The 17,303-nt window shown below is 45.6% G+C and carries 17 protein-coding genes and 1 tRNA gene; 16 read left to right on the top strand and 2 right to left on the bottom strand.

Going from position 1 to position 17,303, the window contains the following annotated elements:
- Nucleotides 1-49 precede the first annotated feature (49 nt).
- From Q0200_RS09005 to Q0200_RS08930, 16 genes are all read left to right on the top strand, one after another.
- A tRNA-Ala gene (locus tag Q0200_RS09005) sits at nucleotides 50-125 on the top strand.
- Nucleotides 126-263: 138 nt separating this feature from the next.
- Nucleotides 264-959, top strand: a complete 696-nt coding sequence (locus Q0200_RS09000; RefSeq protein WP_297940512.1) for a response regulator transcription factor — start codon at nucleotides 264-266, stop codon at nucleotides 957-959.
- Entirely contained in the window at nucleotides 943-2,382 is a 1,440-nt protein-coding gene (locus Q0200_RS08995; protein ID WP_297940511.1) for a DUF3365 domain-containing protein, read from the top strand. The genes Q0200_RS09000 and Q0200_RS08995 overlap by 17 nt, the downstream gene beginning before the upstream one ends.
- Before the next feature lie 97 nt (nucleotides 2,383-2,479).
- Nucleotides 2,480-4,546 (top strand): cytochrome C, encoded by a 2,067-nt coding sequence (locus tag Q0200_RS08990; protein ID WP_297940509.1) that lies wholly within the window; start codon nucleotides 2,480-2,482, stop codon nucleotides 4,544-4,546.
- A gap of 53 nt (nucleotides 4,547-4,599) precedes the next feature.
- A complete protein-coding gene (locus Q0200_RS08985; protein WP_297940507.1) occupies nucleotides 4,600-5,412 on the top strand; it encodes an FKBP-type peptidyl-prolyl cis-trans isomerase N-terminal domain-containing protein in 813 nt (270 codons plus the stop codon).
- A 36-nt stretch (nucleotides 5,413-5,448) separates the two neighbouring features.
- Complete coding sequence (locus Q0200_RS08980) at nucleotides 5,449-6,132, top strand: 4Fe-4S dicluster domain-containing protein (protein ID WP_297940505.1); 684 nt, start codon at nucleotides 5,449-5,451, stop codon at nucleotides 6,130-6,132.
- A gap of 1 nt (nucleotide 6,133) precedes the next feature.
- Nucleotides 6,134-7,105, top strand: coding sequence for an NrfD/PsrC family molybdoenzyme membrane anchor subunit (nrfD, locus tag Q0200_RS08975; RefSeq protein ID WP_297940503.1), 972 nt, complete (start codon nucleotides 6,134-6,136; stop codon nucleotides 7,103-7,105).
- A gap of 18 nt (nucleotides 7,106-7,123) precedes the next feature.
- Complete coding sequence (gene ccsA / locus Q0200_RS08970; protein ID WP_297940501.1) at nucleotides 7,124-9,820, top strand: cytochrome c biogenesis protein CcsA; 2,697 nt, start codon at nucleotides 7,124-7,126, stop codon at nucleotides 9,818-9,820.
- 11 nt (nucleotides 9,821-9,831) lie between these two features.
- Nucleotides 9,832-10,662 (top strand): tetratricopeptide repeat protein, encoded by an 831-nt coding sequence (locus Q0200_RS08965; protein WP_297940499.1) that lies wholly within the window; start codon nucleotides 9,832-9,834, stop codon nucleotides 10,660-10,662.
- Nucleotides 10,659-11,222: a hypothetical protein gene (locus Q0200_RS08960; RefSeq protein ID WP_297940497.1), complete on the top strand. Its 564-nt coding sequence runs from the start codon at nucleotides 10,659-10,661 to the stop codon at nucleotides 11,220-11,222. The genes Q0200_RS08965 and Q0200_RS08960 overlap by 4 nt, the downstream gene beginning before the upstream one ends.
- 11 nt (nucleotides 11,223-11,233) lie before the next feature.
- The gene (locus Q0200_RS08955) at nucleotides 11,234-12,370 is read left to right on the top strand and encodes a nitrous oxide reductase accessory protein NosL (protein WP_297940495.1); all 1,137 of its coding nucleotides are present in this window, start codon (nucleotides 11,234-11,236) and stop codon (nucleotides 12,368-12,370) included.
- Nucleotides 12,367-12,555 (top strand): hypothetical protein, encoded by a 189-nt coding sequence (locus tag Q0200_RS08950; protein WP_122867068.1) that lies wholly within the window; start codon nucleotides 12,367-12,369, stop codon nucleotides 12,553-12,555. Before Q0200_RS08955 ends, Q0200_RS08950 begins: the two co-directional genes overlap by 4 nt.
- The gene (locus Q0200_RS08945) at nucleotides 12,545-13,654 is read left to right on the top strand and encodes an FtsX-like permease family protein (protein WP_297940514.1); all 1,110 of its coding nucleotides are present in this window, start codon (nucleotides 12,545-12,547) and stop codon (nucleotides 13,652-13,654) included. The genes Q0200_RS08950 and Q0200_RS08945 overlap by 11 nt, the downstream gene beginning before the upstream one ends.
- Nucleotides 13,651-14,325: an ABC transporter ATP-binding protein gene (locus Q0200_RS08940; RefSeq protein WP_297940493.1), complete on the top strand. Its 675-nt coding sequence runs from the start codon at nucleotides 13,651-13,653 to the stop codon at nucleotides 14,323-14,325. Before Q0200_RS08945 ends, Q0200_RS08940 begins: the two co-directional genes overlap by 4 nt.
- Complete coding sequence (locus Q0200_RS08935; protein WP_297940491.1) at nucleotides 14,322-15,275, top strand: hypothetical protein; 954 nt, start codon at nucleotides 14,322-14,324, stop codon at nucleotides 15,273-15,275. Before Q0200_RS08940 ends, Q0200_RS08935 begins: the two co-directional genes overlap by 4 nt.
- On the top strand, nucleotides 15,272-15,781 hold the full coding sequence (locus Q0200_RS08930) for a hypothetical protein (RefSeq protein ID WP_297940489.1): 510 nt from the start codon (nucleotides 15,272-15,274) through the stop codon (nucleotides 15,779-15,781). The genes Q0200_RS08935 and Q0200_RS08930 overlap by 4 nt, the downstream gene beginning before the upstream one ends.
- A gap of 423 nt (nucleotides 15,782-16,204) precedes the next feature.
- On the opposite strand, the gene Q0200_RS08925 is transcribed toward Q0200_RS08930, so the two are convergent.
- Both Q0200_RS08925 and Q0200_RS08920 read right to left on the bottom strand, forming a co-directional pair.
- Nucleotides 16,205-16,978, bottom strand: coding sequence for a pseudouridine synthase (locus tag Q0200_RS08925; protein ID WP_297940487.1), 774 nt, complete (start codon nucleotides 16,976-16,978; stop codon nucleotides 16,205-16,207).
- A gap of 1 nt (nucleotide 16,979) precedes the next feature.
- Nucleotides 16,980-17,303 (bottom strand): CBS domain-containing protein (locus tag Q0200_RS08920; protein ID WP_297940485.1); only part of this gene is annotated, 324 nt, incomplete at its 5' end.

Genomic DNA, 17,303 nt, shown 5'->3' with positions numbered 1-17,303 from the left:
ATTTCAAAATATTGTAAGCCATAAAAAGATAAAATGCCAAAATCTATTTGGGGTTATAGCTCAGCTGGGAGAGCGCTTGAATGGCATTCAAGAGGTCGGCGGTTCGATCCCGCTTAACTCCACCATCTTTAAATTTATTCCCCAAATTTTACATCATCAAAAACTTTGATTAATTTATGTCTTATGGTTAATATCTCAATCCTTAAAAATAGTATTTTAAGCTTGCTTGTGTTAGTATCGGTAAAATTTACTACGAGAAAAAGATGCAAGATTACTCCGTTTTAGACGTTTTATCCAATAAAAAAGTCCTTTGCTTAGAAGACGAGCCTTATATATTAAAAAATATGATCGACTCCCTTGAGCTGTTTTTTGCCGAAGTAAAAGGCGTAAGCGACGGTATCGAGGCGCTAGACGAGGCTATGAGCGGCTCATATGACGCGCTCGTCCTAGATGTCAGTGTCCCGCACATGGACGGTCTAGAGGTAGCCAAAAAGATCCGCTCCGCAAACCACAAAATCCCGATCGTCATCATCTCAAGCCACACCGAGCAGGAGTATTTGTGGCGCGCAGTGGAGCTAAAGATCACGAGATACCTCTCAAAGCCCTACGATAAAGATACGTTTATAAAGGCACTAGAAGACGTCGCGATGGAGCTCATCGACCATACGCCAATGTTTAGTATCAACGACGACCTCAAATACGATTTTAGCAAAAAAATCATATATATAAAGGAAGAGGCCTGTCGCCTCTCCAAAAGCGAGAGCAAGCTTTTGGAGTATTTTTTAAACAACAAAAACCAAACCATCACTTACGAACAGCTGTTTGACTACATGTGGGAATTTGAACAGCCGACCAAAGAAGCCATCAAAACCATCGTAAAAGAGCTGCGCCGCAAGATCGGCAAGGACACGATCAGAAATTTGTACGGCGTAGGATATCTATGTGAAGTCCAAATTTAAATTTATCATCCTGCTGCTCGTCGTTTTGTACGGCGCCATTACCGTTTTGGTTTTTAACTTTTACCGCGATCTTGCCCTAAAAGACGCCAAGCAGGAGGCCGTTTACGTGCTAGATGCGATGAACGGCATACGCGACTACATCTCTACCGTCCAGCGCCCGCTCATAGATGAGTTAAAAGATCACGGCGCGATCGACAAAGACCTTTTTGACCCCAGACTCATGTCCTCATCCTACATCACGCGTCAAATTTACAAAATCCAGCTCGCCAAAAAAAATATAAACTACGACTACAGGCTAACAGCTACGAATCCGTTAAATCCCGAACACGAAGGCACGGAATTTGAAAATGAAATTTTAGAAGGGTTTAAGGAGGGCAAATACGAGGTCTACTCTGACGTAATCAAAGACCAAAACGCCTCGTACTTTTTCGTCGGCCTTCCGGTCAAAAACTCCCACCCTTCCTGCGTCGAGTGCCACAACATAAACAGCGCGCCTAAAAAAATGCTCGAACAATACGGAAATTTAAACAATTTCGAGGGCAAAGTCGGCGACACGATAGCGATGGTGAGCTTTAAAATCCCGGTAAAAAGCATTTTGCTTTATCATAAACAAGAATTTATCGTTAGCGGCATAGCGATCACGGCGATATTTGGGGCGTTTTTATTTTTCGTTTATAAAATCCACAAAGGCAACGAAAAAACCAAGATGCAAAACGAGCTTTTGATGATAAATCAAAGCCGCCTAGCCTCGATGGGCGAAATGATCGGCAATATCTCTCATCAATGGCGCCAGCCTCTAGCCCAGATCAGCTCGACTCTGGTAAATTTGGAGCTTTACTCTGAGCGAGGCAAGCTAAGCCAGCAGAGGCTAAAAGAGGCCATCGAAGAGGCAAACGAGCAGGTCAAATTTATGTCCGGCACTATCGAGGATTTTAAAAATTTCTTTAATCCAAATATGCCAAAGAGCGAATTTGACGCAAAGCAGGCCATAGAGCAGGCTTGTAAAATTTTAAACGCGACGCTCAAAAAGCACGTCATCGACGTAAAAGTCGAGATAAAAGAAAATTTTACGCTTTACGGAAACATAAACGAGCTTATTCAAATTTTAATCAACGTCATGAATAACGCCAAAGAAGCATTTTTAAACCTGCCGCAAGAGCGAGCGCAAGCAAACCGATGGCAAATTGTAATAACCGCCCTTTTGCAAAACGGAGAACGCGCGATAACGCTCGAAAATAACGCCGGCAACATAGATAAAGCCGCGATAAATAAAATTTTCAAGCCGCATTTTACTACGAAAAAGTCGGGTAGCGGGCTTGGACTATATATGAGTAAGGTGATAGCCGAAAAAAATAACGCCCGAATTTACGCACAAAATATAAATAATGGCGTAGTATTTACTATTAAATTTAAAAATTCATAATTTATTAAATTTCCCCTTTTTTCGCCCCCTTTTTACGATAGCATTATCAGTATGAAATCTTTTTGATTTTAGATCCAAAATTTATAAGGAGGGCGCAATGAGGAATTTAAGTAAAACCTTATTAGGTTTGCTTATGGGCGTTAGCGTCTTCGCATCGCAAGCCTGTTGCGAAGAACACAACATGCAGATGTCTCAACAAGCGCGAGACGTCATAGCAAACCCAAAAGGTACGCTTCAAAGTAGAGGCGTAATATCCTTGCAAGACTACATCGTAGAAGAGCAAGAGATGTATGAGTGGCTGTTTAAAAACCACCCGATTTTCACAAAATACGGCGGTAAAACAGTCGGTAAACTAGATGTTCACGACCGTGGACTTGAGTGGCTTGCCGAAGGTCACGGCTTTGACATGTCAAAAGCTAGTAAAAGAGACGGCGGTAAAGGCTACAGCTCTATGATGTATAGGATACCTGCTGGTTCGTCTTTGCAGTTTCCTAACAAATTCATAGGATCCGAAAAGTGCGGCGAGTGCCACCCTGCACAGTACGAAGTATGGAGCAGATCGCGCCACGCCACTACTATACGCTTCCCTGGCGAGCACCCTGAGGTTAACAACAACCTAACTGATCCGGTATTTAGCCCAGATACCGCGTCCATCTTGCCTCAAGGTATTACTCCGGACGTTATTTACGCAACAGTAGGACACCTAAGAACCAAATTCGGCTACGTAGATGCATGGCTTCTACGCGGAACCTATCACGTAGAGGGCGGCTTACTACGAGATGGCACAGGTCAAGTCGTAGCCGGCGGTAACCAGTTCCAAAGAACTTGGGCGTTAAATTTAACTCCTGAAACAGTCAAGAAAATCAAAGATTTTGTTCCTGATTTCCCAGAAACTCTAGCCGACTACGGCGATAACGGCGGATACGTCAGAGGTCTAGCCTCATACGCGGCTAAATATAAAAAGTCAATGTTCTTCCAAGCAAACGCCTCTTACTGCGAAGTTTGCCACCCGTTCAAATTTGACTTTAAAACCAAGAAAGAGTTCTATGCGGCCCTGGGTAATGCTAAAGAGCTTCAAAAGCACACTATCTCTAAAGGCGTAAGCTGTGAGGAGTGTCACGGAGCCGGCGGTCACCTTGACGGAGCTACAAACTTTAGAACATCAAACTGCGAACGCTGCCACCAAAGATTTAACTATAGCCCAGACCTAGCTCGCGCTAATCCTCTAAACCAAGGCAAGCTTGACCTATCTCTAAGCTCTAAATTTAAATCAATGGGACCAGGATGCGGATCTGAGGGTTCACAATCATACTTTACCGCTCACTACGATAAAGGTATGCGCTGTACCACTTGCCACGATCCTCACGATAACACAGGTCTGGTTGTAGGCGATAAGACTATCAAGGGCGTAAACTATAACTCAGAGCAAGGCTACCTAAGTGCGCTTTACACCAAACCAAAAATCAGAAAAGATTGTCAAGATTGCCACAAAGAACAAGCGTATATTGCCTCTAGAGCCGATACGCACAAAGACAACACTTGCGCATCTTGCCACATGCCATTCATGATGAGCTGCGAGAACTTCTACGCTATCCAGTTCCAAGACAACGCTGGATTTGATACTCAAAGAAGATCTCACATCTGGAAGATCGACGTAGATCCTGCTAGAAAATCTCTAGTTGCGGGCGATGCTGCTAAAGGACCAAGAGACGCTAAAGATTGGCACTTCCAAAGAGATAAAAACGGGCATAACTTCGTTGACCTAATGTGGGCGTGCGCTAGAACGTCTTGGGCGGATAAAGATATGCAAGATACTAAAGGCTGCCACAGCCCTGTTTTATCTGAGCTAAAACCTACCCTACACTTCAAGAACCAAAAACAGGTTTACGACGAAGTAATGGGATGGCAAACCCCTGTTAAAAACGACTTCTCTCAAGTCAAAATCGGTATCGAGGGACTTTACGCTATCTTAGAAACTAAGAAACTAAGCCCTAGCGACAAGACAAGAGTTTATGAGCTAATCGAAAAAGCGCAAGACACAGTCGACTTGCTACAAAAAGACGGCTCATGGGGTATGCACGGCTTTAAATATACAAAACAAAGACTCGACGCTTCTAAAGAGTACATCAAAGAAGCCCAAAGAATCATAAATAACAATTTATGATGCGATTACGGACGCCGCAAAAGCGCGGCGTCCAAATTTAATAAGGTAAATTTATGCGTTTTAAACTTAGCAAAAACCCGATTTTAGCTCTTTGCCTAACGGCCGGTTGCGTCTTGTGCGCTAGCGCGTCGGATAAAGAGGCGATGACGCAAGAGCAAAAAGAATCATACAGTATCGGAATTTCAACCGGAACATATATCTCCGCACAACTAAAAAAACAAGAAAGCTTAGGCGTTAAATTTGACAGCAAGGCTATTTTAGACGGTTTTGCAGACGCCTTTAAAAAAGAACAAAAACTAACTGACGAAGAAATAATCTCCCTACTCAATCAGAGGGACGAAAAATTAAATAAGCTAACCCAAGACGCGCTCAAAAAAGCGCTTGAAAAAAATTTAAAAGAGGGCGAAGAATTTATGGCGAAAAACGCCAAAAACAAAAAGGTCAAAACGACTAAATCAGGGCTTCAGTACGAAGTCATGGCAGTCGGCGACGGCGATAAGCCAAGACCTGAGAGCGTCGTAGCGCTAAACTATAAAGCCTACCTTATAAACGGCAAAGTTTTTGACGATACTTACTCTAGAAACGAACCCGCGCTACTTTCTATGGTAAATTTAATAGACGGCCTACAAGAGGGCCTCATGATGATGAACGGTAACTCAAAATATAAATTCGTCATCCCGTCTCACCTAGCTTACGGAGACGAGGGCGCAGACGAGATACCGGGCGGCTCGACGCTGATTTTTGAAGTCGAGCTAGTAAAGGTGCTAAAACCTGGCGAGCTAGCCGGCGCAGCCAAAAAACTAAGCGAAACTCAGCCGCGAAATTTCCATGGCGCGCATAGCCACGGAAGTAGCGTTGGTAGATAAATTTAGGATATTTAATCCATACGGATGGAGAAGAATATGAAAGAGCAAAATACAAGAAGGACGTTTTTTAAATTCCTTGCTTCGGGCGCGGCGGTTGCGGGAGCGACTAGCGTACTGGGCAAGAGTATAAATTTAGACGCCCCTACGGAAAACGGCAAAAAGCCGCACTACGGCATGATCTTCGATCAGAACAAATGTGTCGGCTGTACCGATTGCGAGATCGCCTGTAAAAAGGTAAATTTGGTTCCGAAAGGTCAAATGAGGCTTTTTATCCAGGATAAAACCGATCCGCTAAATTTGAAAGAAAAGCGCTATGTCAGGGTTTCCTGCCAGCAGTGCGAGGACGCGCCGTGCGTGAATGTCTGCCCTACGAAAGCCTGCCACAAGGACGAAAAAACGGGCATCACGACGATGAACACCGACGACTGTATCGCCTGTAAATACTGCATCGTAGCCTGTCCTTACGACGTGCGCTTTATAAATCACGAAACAAGAGCCGCAGAGAGCTGCAACTTCTGCTTAGATACGAATTTAAAAGACGGTCACGAGCCTGCCTGCATCGAGGCGTGCAGATACGAGGCGATCGTATTCGGCGATCTAAACGACGAAGAATCGCACATCAGCCAGCTACTGCGCGTAAAAGACAGCCTACGAATGCATCCTGAGTGCGGCACGAAGCCGAGCCTGCGCTATATTCCTGCGGTTAAATTGGGGGTGTGATATGAACGGAGCTATAAATTTCACTGCGACCTTCTCGCACGGCGTAGAGTGGGGCTGGCCGATCGCGGTTTATCTTTTGCTAGCGGGCATGAGCGGCGGCGCTTTGATAGTCGCGATCCTCGTCAAATTTTACAAAAAGCAAACCGAAAGCACGCCGCTATTTAAGGCCGCGTCGCTGCTTTCTTTTATCACGATCTTGCTCGGTATGATCTGCCTAGTAGCCGACCTTGAGAGACCGCTACTTTTCTGGAAAATTTTGATTAATTACAACTTTACCTCGGTTATGTCCGTGGGCGTGGCGGCGCTTTGCGTCTATATCCCGCTTAGCTTTGTGGCTTGCCTTTATGCGTTTGAAGAGTGCCTTAGAGAGTTTTTGACGCGCAATCTTAGCTTTTTAAAAGGGCTTTTCACGCTCGTAATGAAAATTTTAAACGCGCTTCGCCCGCTGCTTCTTGCGCTTACGCTTGTTTTTGCGGTCGCGATCTGCGCCTATACGGGCTTTTTGATCTCGGTTTTAGTTAGATTTCCTATCCTTAATACCGCCGTTTTACCTGCGCTTTTCGTGGCGTCTGGCTTATCTGCGGGTATTGCGGGCTCAAGCCTGATAGCCGCGCTTTTCTTTAAAGTAGACCCGCACGGCGGCGATCTAAAAACCCTACACGCGGTCGAGTGGCCGGTTTTAGCGATGGAAATTTTATTAATCGGTATGATTTTCGTCTCGCTAATAACGGGCAGCGACGTGCAAAAAGCCGCGAGCGTCGCATTTAACGAGGGATTTTATGCGAAGATGTTTTGGCTTGGCGTCGTAGGCGTTGGTTTTTGCGTACCGCTCGTTTTAAATTTCGCATTGGGCAAAAAGATCGCTCACACCGCGTTTGCGTTCTACGTTAGCGCCCTTGCCAGCGTGGTCGGAGTATTACTTCTTAGAATGTTTATACTATACGCAGGGCAAACTTACGATATAATAATGTAAAAACTCGGAGAGGCGATTTTGGGCGTAAATTTATTTAGATTTTTCACTTCTTACAAATTTGCGCTCTGCCTCCTCTTTATCCTAGCCGCAGGCGCCGGCGTAGCAACCTTTTTAGAGAGCATTTACGACACGCAAACGGCTAAAATTTTAGTCTATGAGGCGCGCTGGTACGAGTGCGTTATGAGCGCGCTCGCGCTTTGCCTGCTTGCCATCATCATAAAATCTAAAATGTGGCGCCGCTTCGGCTCCTTCGTTCTGCACGCGGCATTTATCGTCATCTTTATCGGCGCGGCGCTGACGCGCTATTTCGGCACCGAAGGCGTGCTGCACGTAAGGGCCGGTGAGAGCGAAAACAAGATGGTGAGCGTCAAGCCGTTTTTGCAAATACGCACAAAAGACGCATTTTTCGAGTATCCGCTAAATTTATCCCAAATCGGCGATAATAGTTTTAGCTTCACGCAAAGTATAAATTCCAAAAATTTCACCGTCAAATTTGACTCGTATAAACCCGCGCCAAAAGGCGAGCGAGGCACTCTCGTAGTAAAAGCCGGCTTTGAAGGGCAGCGCGAGCAAACGGCTAAAATCCACGGCGGCGCAGGCTGGCTGGGTGAGCCTAGCACGCTAAATTTTGACGGCGAGGAGATAATGCTAACTTGGGGCTCAAAGCTAGTTAGCCTGCCGTTTTCTATAAAGCTTATTAAATTTGAGCTCGAGCGCTACCCGGGCTCGCAAAGCCCGTCCTCATATTCTAGCGACGTAGAGGCGCTTTCAGACGCGGGCGAGGTTTTAACGAGATATAAAATTTACATGAATCATCCGCTAAATTTGCAAGGTTTTAAGCTATTTCAGTCCTCATATGACGCGGACGAGCAAGGCACGGTGCTAGAGGTTAACCGCGATCCGGGCAAAATCCCTACCTACATCGGATATTTCTTGCTTTGCGTCGGCGTCATCGGCAACTTTTTTACCAAAAACAGCCGATTTTTAAAACTCATAAATTTCATCAAAAACAGCAGATTTTCGCTCGTTGCGGCCTTTATCGCGCTTGGTTTTTTAAATTTTAACGCAAACGCCGCCGAGCAAAACCAGAGCGAGATTTTAAAAACTTTCGCCGCAAATACCGCCGCTCACGCTAACAGAGAATTTGCCAAGCTTCTCGTGCAAGACTACGCAGGCAGGATAAAGCCGCTTAGCACGGAAGCCGGCGAAATCGTAAATAAAATCTCGGGCACGGACTCGCTTTACGGCCTAAGCGCCGAGCAAATCGTGCTTGGGATGAATCTAAACCCAGCGCTGTGGCAGGATATAAAAATCGTAAAGATAAAAAACGGCGAAATCAAAAAAATGCTAAATTTGAGCGGAGATTACGCAAGTTTTAGAGATGCGTTTGACGCAAACGGCGAGTATAAACTAGCCGCGCAAGTCGAAGCCGCGAACGAAAAACCGCTCTCCAAACGAGGCACGCTCGATAACGACCTCATCAAATTTGACGAGCGGCTAAACATCGCCTATCTTACGTTTAAGGGCACGTTTTTTAAATTTATCCCTGCGGCGAACGACCCGCAGCACGCATGGCTCTCGCCAAACGACGCATTTAGCGACGAGCGAGTCGATACCAACGCAAAAAGCATGCTAAACGACTATCTTGTTGGTCTGCAAGAAGGCATCGCGGATAACGACTGGAGCAAGGCGGACTCCGCGCTAGCCGCGCTAAGAAACTATCAGCGAACGGCCTCGGCGGAAATTTTACCTAGCGTTAGCAGAGTCGATGCCGAAGTCTTTTACAACCGTGCTTCGGTATTTAAAAAGCTAGTTTATTTTTACTGGATTTTGGGCTTTGCCGCGCTTTTATTGGGGCTTGCTTCGGTATTTTTATCTAGAAGGATTTTGCCGCTTGAGCGAGCTATTTTAGCGGCATTCGTGCTCGGTTTTGCGGTGCATACGGCCGCCTTGGCGCTACGCTGGTACGTCTCGGGGCACGCACCTTGGAGCGATAGCTACGAATCGATGATCTACATCGGCTGGTCGGGAGCGCTAGCGGGGATGATATTTTTTAGGCGTTCGCTACTTGCGCTTGCGGCGGCGGCGCTACTAGCCGGCATCGTGATGCTGGTGGCTCACATGAGCTTCGTAAATCCGCAGATAACAAATTTAGTCCCGGTGCTAAAGTCGTATTGGCTCAGTATCCACGTCTCGGTCATCACCGCTAGCTACGGATTTTTAGGCCTTGGCTGCGTGCTGGGGCTTATCGCGCTAGGACTCATGGCGTTTAAAAACAAAGCCAACGAAACGCGCCTAAACGAGCAGATCAGATATATCGCAGCTATCGATGAGGCGAGCCTGATTATCGGCATTTGCCTACTGACGCTTGGAAATTTTTTCGGCGGGATCTGGGCGAACGAGAGCTGGGGGCGCTACTGGGGCTGGGATAGCAAGGAGACTTGGTCGTACGTCTCGATCCTAGTTTATGCTATCGCGCTGCATCTGCGCTTTATACCGAAGCTAAATTCGCTATACGTATTTTTGATCGCATCGGTGTTTTCTTACGCTTCGATCGCGATGACTTATTTTGGCGTAAATTTTTACCTAACGGGCATGCACTCTTACGTCAGCGGAGATTTGCCGCCGGTGCACATTAGCGTCCATATCGCGCTTGGCTGCATGCTTTTGATAACAGTGCTAGCCTTTAGAGGGCGCAACGTAAAAACGATTTAAAAGGAGAAAAAATGTATAAAAAACTACTAGCGGCGGCGGTTTTATGCGCTAGCGCAAACGCGGGCTTTATCCAGGAGGGCATGCAAGCCCAGCAAAGCGGCGACCATAAAAAGCTGATAGAAATCTACGAAAAAGCCTGCCACGAGGAAAACAAGGCCTCTGGCTGCTATAATCTTGCTGTGGTATATTTTGAAGGCACGGGCGGCGTGGAGAAAAATTACGAAAAGGCGATAAATTTATACCAAAAAGCTTGCAACGCCAAATTTGCGCTTGCTTGCAACAACCTAGGCTACATCTACGAAAGCGGCAACGGTGCGACTCAGGACTTCGCCAAAGCCGCCGCATACTACGAAAAAGCCTGCCAAGATGACGAGGGTTGCACCGCACTAGGACTCCTTTACGCAAACGGCGCGGGCGTCAAAACCGATATCAAAAAAGCCATCTCGCTCTACACCAAAGCCTGCAACTATGGCGATATGATGGGCTGCAATAACCTAGGCTACTTGCACCTTGAGGGCATGGGCGTAGAAAAAGACTACGCTAAAGCAAAAGCCTTTTACGAAAAGGTCTGCGCGGGCGGCGTGGGTATCGGCTGCGACAACCTCGGCTTTTTATATGCATTCGGTCAAGGCACGGAGCAAGACTACGCCAAAGCTAAAGAATTTTACGAAAAATCTTGCAACCTAAACTACAACAAAGGCTGCAACAACTTAGCCATAATGTACGCCGAGGGTAAAGGAGTAAAAGAGGACGCGGAAAAAGCACGTGAAATTTTCACCAAAAGCTGTAACAATGGCCTAAAAGAGGCTTGCGAGAATTTAGAAATTTTGGGGAAACATTGATATCCTTAATGAACTGGGGCAACAAAGAGGCAAGCCTTGAAGCGCTATATCTGCTTGATAGCGCCTTGCTAGAGCCTGGCGAGGAGTATCTAAGGCTCATCTCCAAGACAAAAAACGAAAATAGCCTCAGATACAAAGTAGATAACGGACAAGGTGATCTACTAGATGTGATATTTACGCAAGATGCGGTGCTGATTAGGGGATTTGATCATGAAAATGAGCTAAATCAGTTTAGCGCAAGCATCTGGGATCAAAGCGTGATAGATAAAATTTACGAGGGCGTGGAACCTAAATTTAGCTCGCTTTTTTCGAGCAAGGAGAGGGATCAGACGACATTTTTTATCTGGTATGATGGAGCGGAGCATCAAAATTTGGTCGGCGGCAACAACGGCGGACGCTGGCTGCTTGCATATACCTTTGATAGCTTTGACAAATTTAGCGAGTTTGTCAAAGGCTACTATGAGATAAATTTTGATGATGACATGCTAAAAAAGCTATATGAAAGCGGCGAGTTATCGCAAGAATATATAAAAATATTAAAAAATAAATTAACAAACTAAAGGGAGATAATATGATTTTACGTTCTATTTTGGGTTCGGCGCTACTGGCGGCGCTAATGTTTGGCGCCGAAGCAAACGAGCAAGCAGGCAAGATGAAGCCGATGTTTCAAAGCGTAGATCCTAGCAAAGCTACGCTAGTAGGAAGCGGCGAGGATAAAGAGTATTGCGCCGTTTGCGGAATGAATTTGGTTAAATTCTACAAAACAAACCACGTTTATAACGGCAAGCAAGTAGCATCGCTACACTGCCTATACGAACTAACGGAGGGCAAAATCCCAAGCGACGCGCAGGTCGTGGATACGAAAAATCTAAATTTGATCGATGCGAATAAAGCCTTTTACGTCGTCGGTAGCAAGATCGGCGGCACGATGACTAGAAATAGCAAATACGCCTTTTCAACTGAGGCCGACGCAAAAGAGTTCCAAGCCGAAAACGGCGGCGAGATAATGGACTTTGCCAAAGCATACGAGATCGCGGGGCAGGACTTTGAGGGCGATAACAAGATGATCAAAGCCAAACGCGAGGGCGGCGTTTACGCACACGGCAAGGAATTTTACGAAGCAAACTGCGAGAAAGTCGATCCAAAAAGCTTTAAAGCCATCTCCGAGCTAAAAGCCCACCTTAAAAAAACATGCGACGCAAAGGGCGCTAGCAAAGCCCCTGAATACGACAAACACCTGCAAGCCGCCGCTTTGTATCTATGGGACGCTCCGGCAAATTTAGGCTCGAGCGATCAAGCCACAAAATCTAAGCAAAAAACGCAAAAAGCCGAGAGGATCGTTGTACCAAAAGGCGCACGCTGCCCTGTTTGCGGTATGCTAATCGGCAAAAATCCGCAGTGGGCGACGATGATGAAAACAAGCAAAGAGGAGCTTTACTTTGACGGCGTCAAGGATATGATGAAGTATTATTTCGAAAAAGGCAAAAAGGACGATCAAATTTTCGTTAGCGACTACTACAAGCTAAACAAAATCGACGCCAGAACCGCCTACTACGTAACCGGCTCAAACGTACTCGGACCTATGGGCAACGAACTGATTCCATTTGCAAACGAAGAGGACGCTAAAACATTCGCCAAGGATCACGGCGGCAAACAGATCGTCAAATTTGACGAGATAACTACGCTTTTGGTTGAGAGGTTGATGTGAGACTCATCTGCGTTTTAGCGGGCTTTTTTGCGATCCTTTACGTTTGTATCGGAGCGCATTACCTTGGCTTTGATAGAGCAGGCAAGGAAGCCCAGCTAAATTTGATCCAAAAATCCGTCAAAGACGCGCAAATTTCGACGAATTTTATTTCAAAAGAGTATGGGAAGTTTGTCTATGCCGAGTAAAAATTTTATCGATTACGCAGTTACGCTGCTCTATAAAGACCGCGCCGATCACGCTTTTAGCTTTTTTATCTTCGCCTTTATCGTGTTTATCTTAAGCGCGGCTCTTTTCGTCTCAAGCTCCATCCAAAGCGACCTTACGAATTTGACCCGCTCAAAACCGGAAGTCGTCGTCGAGGCTCTGCGCGCTGGTAAACGCGACCTGATGCACGACGGTTACATCTACGACGTCTCAAAGATCCCAGGCGTTGCTAGCGTCGAGGGCGCGGTCGAGGGAGAGTATTATTTCGCGCAAAAAAGAGTCTGGTTTCACATCGTCGGCGATGAAAATTTAGACGAGAACGAGATGATCGTGGGCGAAGGCGTGAAAAAAGAGATGGCGGAGCTTTATTACGAGGACGTTTTTAACTTTTTAACCGAAGAAAAAATGATCCCGATAAAGATCAACAAAACAGCGCCGCATGAAACGGGTATCGTCTCAAACGACGTCATTTATATGAATCCCACTACCGCGCGCGAAGTGCTAAGCCTAAAAGAGGGCGAATACACAAGACTCTACGTCGAGGTGCCAAACGTCAACGAGATCAGCGAAGTAGCGCTAAAGATCCAAAATGTCTATCCAAACACCGAAGTTACGAGCATCGAGGACGGCGTGGCCAAAATAAGGCACCTTTACTACTACAAAGGCGGCATTTTCATGGTGCTTTACGTCGTGGCGATGGTTTCGTTTTTCATCCTGCTGAAAAATCAAATTTCGCTCGCTTACGGCGAGAAGAAAAAGGAGATCGCGATATTGCGCAGTATCGGCTTTAGCGTGAGAAATATCATTGCGCTTAAATTTATCCAAAATATCGTCGTTTCTTTTAGCGCCTATTTGCTAGGCGTTGCGGGAGCGTATCTCTACGTGTTTTTATTCGGCGCGCCGTTTTTACGCGATATATTTTTAGGCAGCGAGGTGGCGAATTTTACCGATTTCACGCCGATAATAGACTTTAATATGCTGTTTTTGATCTTCGTTTTTAGCGTGATTCCGTTTTTGGCATTCGTCATCATCCCGTCGTGGCGCATAGCCGTTAGCGACATGAGCGAGGCGGTAAAATGAACGCGATAGAAGTAAAAAATCTCTGTAAAATTTACAATCAAAATAAACCCAACGAATTTCACGCGCTAAAAAATATAAATTTGACGGTAAAAAGCGGCGATCTAGTCATCCTAAAAGGCGTTAGCGGTAGCGGCAAAAGCACGCTGCTAGGAATACTCGGCGCGCTTAGCAAACCAAGTAGCGGCGAAGCACTGATCAACGGCCGCAACGTCTCAAAGCTACCCGACATCATGAGCTCAAATTTTAGACATAGCGAGGTCGGGTTTATATTTCAGTCCTTTAACTTGATCGAGGGCCTTAGCGTCTATCAAAACGTGCTAGCACCACTAAGCCTAACTAGCCTAAAAAAAGCCGAGCTAAATTCGCAAATCGAGCGCGCGCTAAATCTCGCCAACATCGCGCACAAAAAAGATCAAATCATCTCAAAGCTAAGCGGCGGCGAGAAGCAGCGATGTGCGATAGCAAGGGCACTAGCGATGGATCCGAGCGTCATCTTAGCCGACGAGCCGACGGCAAATTTGGACAAACAAAACTCGCTCATTTTTATCGAAATGCTGAAAAAATTTAAAGAGCTAAAAAAGACCGTCGTAGTCGCCACGCACGATATTTTATTTGACGATCTGGACTTCGTGGACGGCTACGTGAGGATGCAGGACGGAGAGATGCTGTGAGTGTATTTTTATCGGACGAAGTCATCGCGTTTTTGCTGATCGAGCTCATCATCATCGTGCTGATGGGCATTTCGCAGTATTTCGTCGTGCGCATTATGCGCCTGTGGGACTTTAACTCGACGTCAAATTTGCAATACGACCTAGAAAAGCGCAACTACCTCGTAAATACGATTTTGTTTTTTGCCGTAGTTTGCAAGATCGTTTTGTTCGTATTTTTCGCGCTATCTCTAAACGAGCTAGCAGACGTGGTGCCCGGAGCCATGTGCTCGGCCGGCGTCATCGGATCAAACCAATTTGGCGGCATTTTGCTACTGCTAAAACTACTGCTCATTTTTGGCTTTGGGCTGTGGCTCATCATAAATTCGCTTGATTTAAAGGCGACGAATTTTCCGTATTTAAAGCGAAAATACGTCATTTTCACGATACTTTTTATCGCCGTTTTGATCGAATTTGCCGCCGAGATTCTATTTTTTAGCAACGTGCCTTTAAAAGTGCCCGTCTTTTGCTGCTCGGTCGTGTTTCAAGCGCCAAAGCTACCGTTTGGCTACACGAAGTTAAATTTGGTCATATTTTACTACGCCGTTTTTGCGGTCATTTTGACGCTAAATTTGCTCAAACAGACGATGGCGAGCTTTGTTTGCAATCTGCTGTTTTTATTTATCGCATACTACGCGATTACCTATTTTTTCGGGCTTTACGTCTACGAGCAACCAAATCACAAGTGCCCGTACTGCATGCTAAAGGGCGAGTATTTTTACGTCGGCTACCTCATCTGGGGCTCGCTGTTTTTGGGTATTTTCTACGGCATATCGGCGTTTTTAGTGGAGCTAATCGTGAAAAAACCTTACGAGCATTTGCTGAAGCTTTCCTCCTTTTGGCTGGCCGTAAATACTCTTGTTTGTAGCTTTTTCGTCGCTAAATACTACCTTTTACGAGGAGTTTTATTATGATAAAGCAAATTTTTGCCGCCGTGCTACTTATCGGCGTGGTGGCGCTGCTTGCGTTTTCGGTAGATACTAGCGAGGGCAAGATCGTCGTTCGCCACGGCAACGTAGAAAAAAAGCCGCTAGAAATAGAGCTAAACAAATACCTCTGCTTTGAGAGCAAGGTGCTCATCAGCGACCTAAACAACACGGCTCAGGCGGTGATGCCAAACGGCGACACGTACTTTTTCTACGACATCTCAAACTCGTTTACATGGCTCATGCGGCAAAAAAACAAAGACGATGTCGTGCTGTGGGTCTATTCGCAAGACACCAGCCGCTACATCCTGGCTAAAAACGCCTGGTATTCGCGCGTGGACATCACTCCGATGGGATACGGCATCGGCGCGTACGAATATCATGTTTACGGCATCAACGATAACTATTTCGAGGACGTCATGCTCTACGCCGCACGCGGAGAAACACTGATAAATCCGCTGATTTTTATACTGCTTTCGGAGAATAAAATTTAGGTTTTGAGGCCATTTGGCCATTTGATTCTCCGAGAAGCAAATAGTCCCTCCAAAGTAAAAACAGCTAAATTTGAGCATTATTTGGCGCTTGCGGTTTTAACTATGTTAGGGGAGCAGTTGCTACGCGCCGCAAATACTTAACAATCAATCTATTGTATGAAATTTGACGAATATTTTACCACTATAAGAAAGATGGCTGGTTATGGCGAAGATTACAATTTTATATTTGCTAGCTAAATTTTGTACGTATCGCCAATTTTTATAAATAATTTTAAAGCGTTTCAGATGTTTTCACATATCGCTAACGTTATTTTTCAAGAAACGATGTTCATGAACAAGTGATTTTATGGCACTACAAAATTATAACACAGCTAATTTTAGCTGTGTTATATAACTAACGGCAAAAAACCGCCTTATAAAAGATTAGTACCTAACGTTATTTACCTTTAGAAAATCTCTCAGCGCTTCGTATTCGCTATTTTCAAAATATCGCCATTTACCGGGTTTTAGCATACCAAGATCGACGCGGCCGAAACTAACGCGTTTTAGATCCATTACCTCAAGGTCGAAATATCCGAAAAATCGGCGTAGTTCACGGTTTTGTCCTTCGTTTATCACGACTTTTAGCTTCGTAAAGCCGCCGCTTGAGCCAAAAATTTTATAGTCCAAAAAGGGCTTAAATTCCATTGATTTTATCGCGGTTTTAGCATGCGCACCCTTGGTGGCATCCGCAGCGAAAAAGCCCTCGTTCATCGCCGTTATCACTTCGGGCGTTATCTCGCCTTTTACTTTGAGATAATATTCGCGCTCTACGTCGCTGTTCATCAGCGCGGTAGCAATCGCCGGAGCGTCCGTTAGTAAAAGTAGCCCCTCGCTAGCGTAGTCAAGCCGCCCGATACTAACAAATTTAGCAAACTGTCGGTCAAGGCTATCATAGATAGTTTTGCGTCCGCGGTCGTCTTTTTTGCTAACTAGCTCGCCTTTTTGTTTGTGATAAACGATCATCGTAAATTCTTTTTTTAGCCTTACTATGCGGCCGTTTATCTTCACTTTATCCTCATCGCTAACGCTAGTAGCCAGCTCGCTAACGACGCGGCCGTTTACGCTAACTTTGCCCTGTTTTATGAGCTCGTCGGCCTCTCTACGCGAATAACTCGTGTTATGCGATATAAATTTGTTTAGTCTGCTTTTTTGCATTTTATAGTCCTAAATTTGCAAGGTCGTGTATGTGTAAAACGCCGACCGGAACGCCGTTTTCTACGACGGCTAGTAGCTGGATCTTGTACCGCTCGATGAGCGCTAACGCATCTATCGCTAACATCTCTTTATCGTTTAGCTCTTTTGGCTTTACCGTCGCGTATTTGATCGCAGCGTCGTTTAGATCAAAGTCCTCTCTCATCAGCGCGCGCCTAAGGTCTCCGTCGCTCAAGATTGCGTCCAAAATGCCGTCTTTATCGACGATCAAAACAGTACCGAGTTTACCGTGAGTCATCGTATCGATCGCCTGTTTTAGGCTTGCATT

The sequence above is a fragment of the uncultured Campylobacter sp. genome (genome assembly GCF_938045225.1).
GTDB lineage: Bacteria > Campylobacterota > Campylobacteria > Campylobacterales > Campylobacteraceae > Campylobacter_A.
Note: the sequence above shows the minus strand (reverse complement) of the source record. Positions and strands in the feature narration are given on the sequence as shown.